Consider the following 6,177-nt stretch of genomic DNA (forward strand, 5'->3'; position numbering starts at 1 on the left):
GATGGGACACCTCGTGACCGACCTCGACCTCAGGCACCACCGCGTTCCCACCACCCTCGGTGAGATCACCGTGGCCGAAACCGGTGAAGGCCCCGTGCTGGTGATGCTGCACGGCGGCGGGCCCGGCGCCTCCGGCGTCAGCAACTATTACCAGAACCTTCAGGCCCTGGCCCGGAACTTCCGTGTGGTCCTGCCGGACCAGCCGGGCTTCGGCGGCAGCTACCGGCCCACCGAAGAGGACCTGGAGAAGCGGTCGATCACCGAGATCACGGTCGACGCGTTGTACCAGGCACTCGACTCGCTCGGCATCGACACCTTCCACCTGTTGGGCAACAGCCTGGGCGGGGCCGCCGCCATCGCCATGGCCCAGCAGCGCCCCGAGCGGGTGACCGGGCTCGTCCTCATGGCGCCCGGCGGGGGCTGGCTGCCCTTCGGCCCCACGCCCACCGAGGGCCAGAAGGAGATGTTCCGCTACTACAATGGCGGCGGGCCCAGCGAGAAGAAGATGGCCGCGTTCATCCGCACCATGGTCTTCGACCACAGGCAGTTCGGCGAGGACGTTGTCCGCGCCCGCTACGAGGCCTCCCTGGACGAGAGCCACAGCGCCTTCTACCACCACTACAACGCCGCGTTCGCCAAGCGCGGCGGCATGGACCCGCTCTGGCGCGACCTGCACAGGATCAAGGCGCCGACGCTGCTGCTGTGGGGCCGCGACGACCGCACCATCACCCTCGACGGCGCCCAGCTCCTGCTCAAGCACATCCGCGACGTACAACTGCACGTCTTCGGCCGCTGCGGCCACTGGGTACAGCTGGAGCGGCAGCGCGAGTTCGAGGAACTGATCACCGGCTTCCTCACGGAGCGATCATGAGTGGCGGCTGGCTGGACGGGTACGCGGCGCTGATCACCGGCGGCGGCTCCGGCATCGGCCGCGCGGTCGCCGAACGCTTCCTCGCCGAGGGCGCCTCCGTCACGATCCTCGGCCGGGACAAGGACCGGCTCGACGACGTCGTACGCCAGGCCGCCGACCCGGAGCGGATCCACACTGTCACGGCCGACGTCCGCGACAGCGAGGCCATGCACGCCGCCGTCGAGCAGACCGTCGAACGCTTCGGCAAACTCGACACACTCGTCACCAACGCGGGCGTCTGGGACTACCAGCGACAGCTCACCCGTCTCACCGGCGGGGAACTGCACACGGCCTTCGACGAGATCTTCTCCGTCAACGTCAAGGGCTACCTCCTGGCCGCCGAGGCCGCCTGGCGCGAGCTGGTGAAGACCCGCGGCAGTATTGTGATGACGTTGTCCAACGCCTCCTTCTACGTGAACGGAGGCGGCCCGCTCTATACCGCCAGCAAGCACGCCTGCCTCGGCCTGATGCGCGAGCTCGCCTACGAGCTGGCCCCCAAGGTCCGTGTCAACGGTGTCGCCTGCGGTGGCATGAACACGGACCTGCGCGGCCCCTCAGCGCTGGCGCTCGCCGACCGCTCGATCTCGGCGTCGTTCGCGAAGAAGGCACCGGGCTCCCCGCCGCCGCCCATCCCCCTGCACGACTGCAGCACCGACCCCCGCGACTTCACCGGGCCGTACGTGCTGCTCGCCTCCCGTGCCCAGAGCGGCCCGATCACCGGGCACGCGATCACCGTCGACGGCGGCATCGGCGTACGCGGGTTCGCGACGGCCGCCGGCGGCGACCATCTCTGAAGCTCAACGAGGAGCCGCTCGTGACCACGCTCTCAGCCGTGACCCCGCACCCGGCCAACTCCGGCCTGCGGGTCGACCTGAACCCTGCCGCCGCGGTCGAACACAACGCCCGCTACCACGGTGACACCGTCGTCATCCGCTACCCCGGGGGTGACCTCACCTACGCCGAACTTGACGACAAGGCTGCCCGCCTGGCCGGAGTCTTCGCCGACGGCGGCGTCGCGGACGGCGACCGGGTCGCCTACCTCGGTCTCAACAGCAGCTCCTTCCTGGTGACGATGCTGGCCGCGTTCCGGCTCGGCGCCGTCTTCGTGCCGGTCAACTTCCGGCTCGCCGAAGCGGAGCTGGAGGCTGTGCTCGACGGCAGCGGAGCCACGGCTCTGATCTGCGAGGAGGGGCTCCGGCAGAGCGTCGACAAGGTACGCGGCCGGACGAGCCTCGCCCGCTTCCTTCTCGTGGACGACGACCCGGAAGCCCCGACGACGGGGGCGCCGGGATGGGAGCCCTGGGCGCCACTGCTCGGGGCGGCCCGGCCGGCCGCCGGTGTCCCGGCCAAGGGCGCCAACGATCCCGCGATCCTCATGTTCACCTCCGGAACCACCGGCACGCCCAAGGGCGTCGTCCTGACCCACGGAAACATCTGGTGGAACTCAGTGAACGTGGAGCTGCGCCTGGACACCCGGCGCGGCGACGTCACGTATGCCGCCGCCCCGCTGTTCCACATCGGTGCCCTGAACAGCTTCGTGATGCGCACCCTCGTGCGCGGCGGCACGGTGGTGATCCGGCGGGGCTTCGAGCCGCAGACGTGTCTCGACGACCTCGTCACCCACCAGGTGAACTCCATATTCGGGGTGGCCCAGATGTTCTCAGCGCTGGCCCGCGTTCACGGCGTCTTCCAGGCGGACCTCAGCCGACTGCGGTCCGTCGTGGTCGCGGGAGCGCCGGTGCCGCCTTCCCTGATCGAGCTCTACGCCCAGCACGGCATCCTGCTCCAGCAGGCATGGGGACTGACCGAGACCGCTCCTTTCGCCACCCACCTGCCGGCCGAACGCACCCTGGAGAAAACGGGTTCCGCCGGTATACCCATGCCCTTCACTGAAGTCCGCGTCGTCGACGCGGCGACCGGCCTGCCGGTCAAGGCGGGGGAGAGCGGGGAGATCGTCGTCCGCGGCCCGAACGTCACCGCCGGCTACTGGAACAACCCCGAGGCGAACCAGGCGGCCTTCGACGAGGACGGCTGGTTCCACTCGGGCGACATCGGCTACCTCGACGAGGACGGCTACCTCTACATCGTCGACCGCCTCAAGGACATGATCATCAGCGGCGGCGAGAACGTCTACCCCGCCGAGGTCGAGCGCGTCCTGTCCGCCATGCCCGGTGTGGTCGACGTCGCCGTCGTCGGAGTGCCCGACGACCAATGGGGGGAAACCGTGGCGGCGGTGGTGAGCGTGGAGGAGGCCTCGGAGATCACACTGGAGGCTGTGCACGCCTGGGCAGCCGGACGCCTGGCCCGCTACAAGCTGCCGAGACGGCTGACGATCGTGCCCGCCGTCCCCAGAAATGCCTCCGGCAAGCTCGACAAGGCCCACGTCCGACACCTGGCCGGAAGGGACGGCTGACGTGCTCTCGATCCCCGCGCTCCCACAGTTGGACGTCGAAGGCACATGGCAGACGACGAGGGAGTCATGGAGCCGCCTTACGGGCACGTTGCGCCTGCGCCGGCGCGACACCGACGTCCTCGTCCGCGTGGAGCGCTGCGCGGCCGGCCGGCTCCGGGACGCCTATCCCGTCGCGGCCCATGACGTCGAACTCGTCCTGGAGTCGGATCAGCGCGCACAGACGGTACCTGCCCTTCTGCGAACACTGCTGGAAGCCGTTCGAGTAGCTGATCCACGCTGTCGCCGGGTGGTGTACGCGGTGGGGGAGGGAGACCGCGTCGCCCAGCAACACGCGGAGGCGGTCGGCTTCCGGTTCGTCGTCGACGTCGACCTCCAGGACCGGCAGCTGAGCCTTTTGGTCCACGAACCCGAATGGGTCACACGCGCCGATACGGACCTGGCAGGCAGGGCACTCCGCTGCTGGCCTATCGCTGGGCGGACACCGACGCCGCCCTCTCCGACCAGCTGGAGCACGCCGGACACCCCGGCACCGTAGAGCCCGGCCACGCGCTGGTGCGCTACACCAATCCCACCGACGGCAGGGACGTCTTGCCGACCATCCGCGCACAGTTCCACCGCATCCGCAGCGGCGCGGAGACTACCCCGCGCCTGGAAACGGGGTCGTCCGTGTACCAGGTCTTCGGCCGTCGATCCGGTCACAGGCGTCGCCCTCGGACTCCGACTCCGGAGCGCTGGACCTGTTCCAGTTCAGCGACGCTCCGATCCTCTCCAAGCTCAACCTGTTCCGCGCCCACACCGAGGAGAGTCACGCGTGAAGCTCGCAACCATCCGTCTCGACGGCCGCACCGCCGCCGTCCGGGTCGAGGACGACTCGCTCGTCGATCTCGGACTGCCGCACGTGGGCGCGGTGCTGGCCTTGCCCGGCGGTCTCGGCACCACGGCGTGGACCGACGGGGCACGTCTGTCCGCGACCGACGCGGTGTTCGCACCCCTGGTGCCGTGTCCGGGCAAGGTGGTCTGCGTGGGGCTCAACTACCAGGAGCACATCAAGGAGATGGGCCGCGACCTGCCTGAGTACCCCACTCTGTTCGCCAAGTTCGCCGACACGCTCATCGGGGCTCGCGACGACATTCACCGCCCCGTCGAGACCGAGCAGTTCGACTGGGAGGCCGAACTCGCCGTGGTCGTCGGGCGGCAGGTATGGCGCGCCGACGAGGCGGAGGCCGAAGCGGCCATCGCGGGCTTCACGGTGCTCAACGACATCACCTGCCGCGACTGGCAGTTCCGTACCCGCGAGTGGCTGCAGGGCAAGAACTGGGACTCCACCACCCCGCTCGGCCCCTACCTCGTGACCACCGACGAAGTCGGCGGCCCGCGCCCCGCGCTCGACATCCGCTGTGAGGTCAACGGGCAGGTGATGCAGCAGGACAACACCGGCGACCTGCTCTTCGACCCGGTCGACCTGGTCCGGTACGTCTCCACGATGATCCGGCTCAACCCCGGCGACATCATCGCCACCGGCACGCCCGGTGGCGTCGGCCACGCCCGCGAGCCCCAGGTGTTCCTGCGGGAGGGCGACACCGTGGTCACCGAGATCGAAGGCCTGGGCCGTCTGGAGAACCGCGTGATCACCGAGGGTGCGCCATGACCGACCTGCGGACGGCGCTGACCTGGGTCACCGAAGGCACCGCCCTGTGCCGAAAGGCCATCGCCGAGCTCGACGAAACGACGTACGGCTCCCCCTCGCTGCTGCCCGGCTGGAGCCGCAGGCACGTCGTGGCCCATCTCGCCGGCAACGCCGAAGCGCTCGGCAACCTGGTGCACTGGGCGCGCACCGGCGAGCCCACCCCCATGTACCGCTCCCCAGGACAGCGCGACGCCGCATCGAGTCGGGCGCCCGGCTGCCCGCGTACCGGCTCACCGCATGGTTCGAGCAGTCCGCACAGGAGCTCCACGATGCCATGGCCGAACTGACCGACACCCAGTGGCGCGCCGAGGTGGTCACTGTTCAGGGACGCACGGTGCCGGCCTGCGGCATCCCCTGGCTGCGTGGCAGAGAGGTCATGGTGCATGCCGTCGACCTCGATGGGGCGTGCGCTTCGCCGACCTGCCGGAGGACTTCCTCACCGCCCTCCAAGACGACATCCACGCCAAGCGTGGCGCCGCCACTCCCGCCGTGCGCGGTGGTTCCGTGGAGGTCACCGCGTATCTGGCGGGCCGCCCCTACACGGACGTGACCACCGTCGACGGCTTCCCCGCCGAACCCCTGACCCCCTGGCTGTGACAACCGAGGAGAACCACATGAGCACTCCCTTCAGGATGCGGTCGACCGGGTCGCGGAGGGCGGTTTCGTGCTGGTCTCTCCCGGCGTCTACCGCTGCCCCGCGAGACGCGCTGCGGGAGCAGAACGGGGGGTGCTGCGCGGGCGGAGCCGGACACGGGCCTGGTCCGCGACCCCCTGGGCCACCCGACCCTGGTCCAGGCACCCCCGGGCATCTCCTTCCAGGACGTCCCGCCACCCCCGCCCCAGCACCGGATGCCGGCGGCCGAAACGACGAGGGCGCGCCCGGCGATCGGCCTTCCGGGCAAGGTGAACCCGCGGAAGTTCCTGTTGCCGGACGCCTGATAAGGGGCGCGGGGCTGTATCGATGTGCGGCTCCGCCGCGTGGCCGCGACAAGCCACAACGCACCCGCACCCCCGCCCAAGCCCCTCACCGCTCCCCCCAAGGCGCCCCCGGCGATGGCCCTTCGGGGCAGGGTGAACCCGGGGAAGTTCCTGTTGCCGGACGCTTGAAAAGGGGCCCGGCGCTTTATGGATTTGGGGCTCCACCGGGTGGGCGCAAAAAGCCACAAC

6 protein-coding genes and 2 pseudogenes are annotated in these 6,177 nt (G+C 69.9%); 7 read left to right on the forward strand and 1 reads right to left on the reverse strand.

Going from position 1 to position 6,177, the window contains the following annotated elements; genetic code table 11:
- Positions 1–13: 13 nt before the first annotated feature.
- Genes ADL01_RS02205 through ADL01_RS02215 form a run of 3 tightly spaced genes read left to right on the forward strand, consistent with a single transcriptional unit; the run spans position 14 to position 3,323 of the window.
- On the forward strand, positions 14–871 hold the full coding sequence (locus ADL01_RS02205; protein WP_234354462.1) for an alpha/beta fold hydrolase: 858 nt from the start codon (positions 14–16) through the stop codon (positions 869–871).
- Positions 868–1,704, forward strand: coding sequence for a 3-(cis-5,6-dihydroxycyclohexa-1,3-dien-1-yl)propanoate dehydrogenase (hcaB, locus tag ADL01_RS02210; RefSeq protein ID WP_053740133.1), 837 nt, complete (start codon positions 868–870; stop codon positions 1,702–1,704). Before ADL01_RS02205 ends, hcaB begins: the two co-directional genes overlap by 4 nt.
- A gap of 20 nt (positions 1,705–1,724) precedes the next feature.
- The gene (locus ADL01_RS02215) at positions 1,725–3,323 is read left to right on the forward strand and encodes a long-chain-fatty-acid--CoA ligase (protein WP_234354463.1); all 1,599 of its coding nucleotides are present in this window, start codon (positions 1,725–1,727) and stop codon (positions 3,321–3,323) included.
- Positions 3,324–3,387: 64 nt separating this feature from the next.
- On the opposite strand, the gene ADL01_RS43375 is transcribed toward ADL01_RS02215, so the two are convergent.
- Positions 3,388–3,726: a hypothetical protein gene (locus tag ADL01_RS43375; protein WP_053740134.1), complete on the reverse strand. Its 339-nt coding sequence runs from the start codon at positions 3,724–3,726 to the stop codon at positions 3,388–3,390.
- A 32-nt stretch (positions 3,727–3,758) separates the two neighbouring features.
- Between ADL01_RS43375 and ADL01_RS45665 the strand changes: the two are divergent.
- From ADL01_RS45665 to ADL01_RS45675, 4 genes and pseudogenes are all read left to right on the forward strand, one after another.
- Positions 3,759–4,138, forward strand: a pseudogene (locus tag ADL01_RS45665) (cupin); the annotation flags it as partial.
- A complete protein-coding gene (locus ADL01_RS02225; RefSeq protein ID WP_053740135.1) occupies positions 4,135–4,971 on the forward strand; it encodes a fumarylacetoacetate hydrolase family protein in 837 nt (278 codons plus the stop codon). The pseudogene ADL01_RS45665 and the gene ADL01_RS02225, both read left to right, overlap by 4 nt.
- Positions 4,968–5,347: pseudogene (locus tag ADL01_RS45670) on the forward strand (maleylpyruvate isomerase N-terminal domain-containing protein); the annotation flags it as partial. The gene ADL01_RS02225 and the pseudogene ADL01_RS45670, both read left to right, overlap by 4 nt.
- Before the next feature lie 68 nt (positions 5,348–5,415).
- Entirely contained in the window at positions 5,416–5,607 is a 192-nt protein-coding gene (locus tag ADL01_RS45675) for a hypothetical protein (RefSeq protein ID WP_234354465.1), read from the forward strand.
- Positions 5,608–6,177 lie beyond the last annotated feature (570 nt).

This window comes from Streptomyces sp. NRRL WC-3618 (genome assembly GCF_001280005.1).
GTDB lineage: Bacteria > Actinomycetota > Actinomycetes > Streptomycetales > Streptomycetaceae > Streptomyces.

Bases quoted from the DNA above. Each gene is read 5' to 3' on its own strand.
- hcaB (WP_053740133.1), top strand. From the start codon at position 868: ATGAGTGGCGGCTGGCTGGACGGGTACGCGGCGCTGATCACCGGCGGC.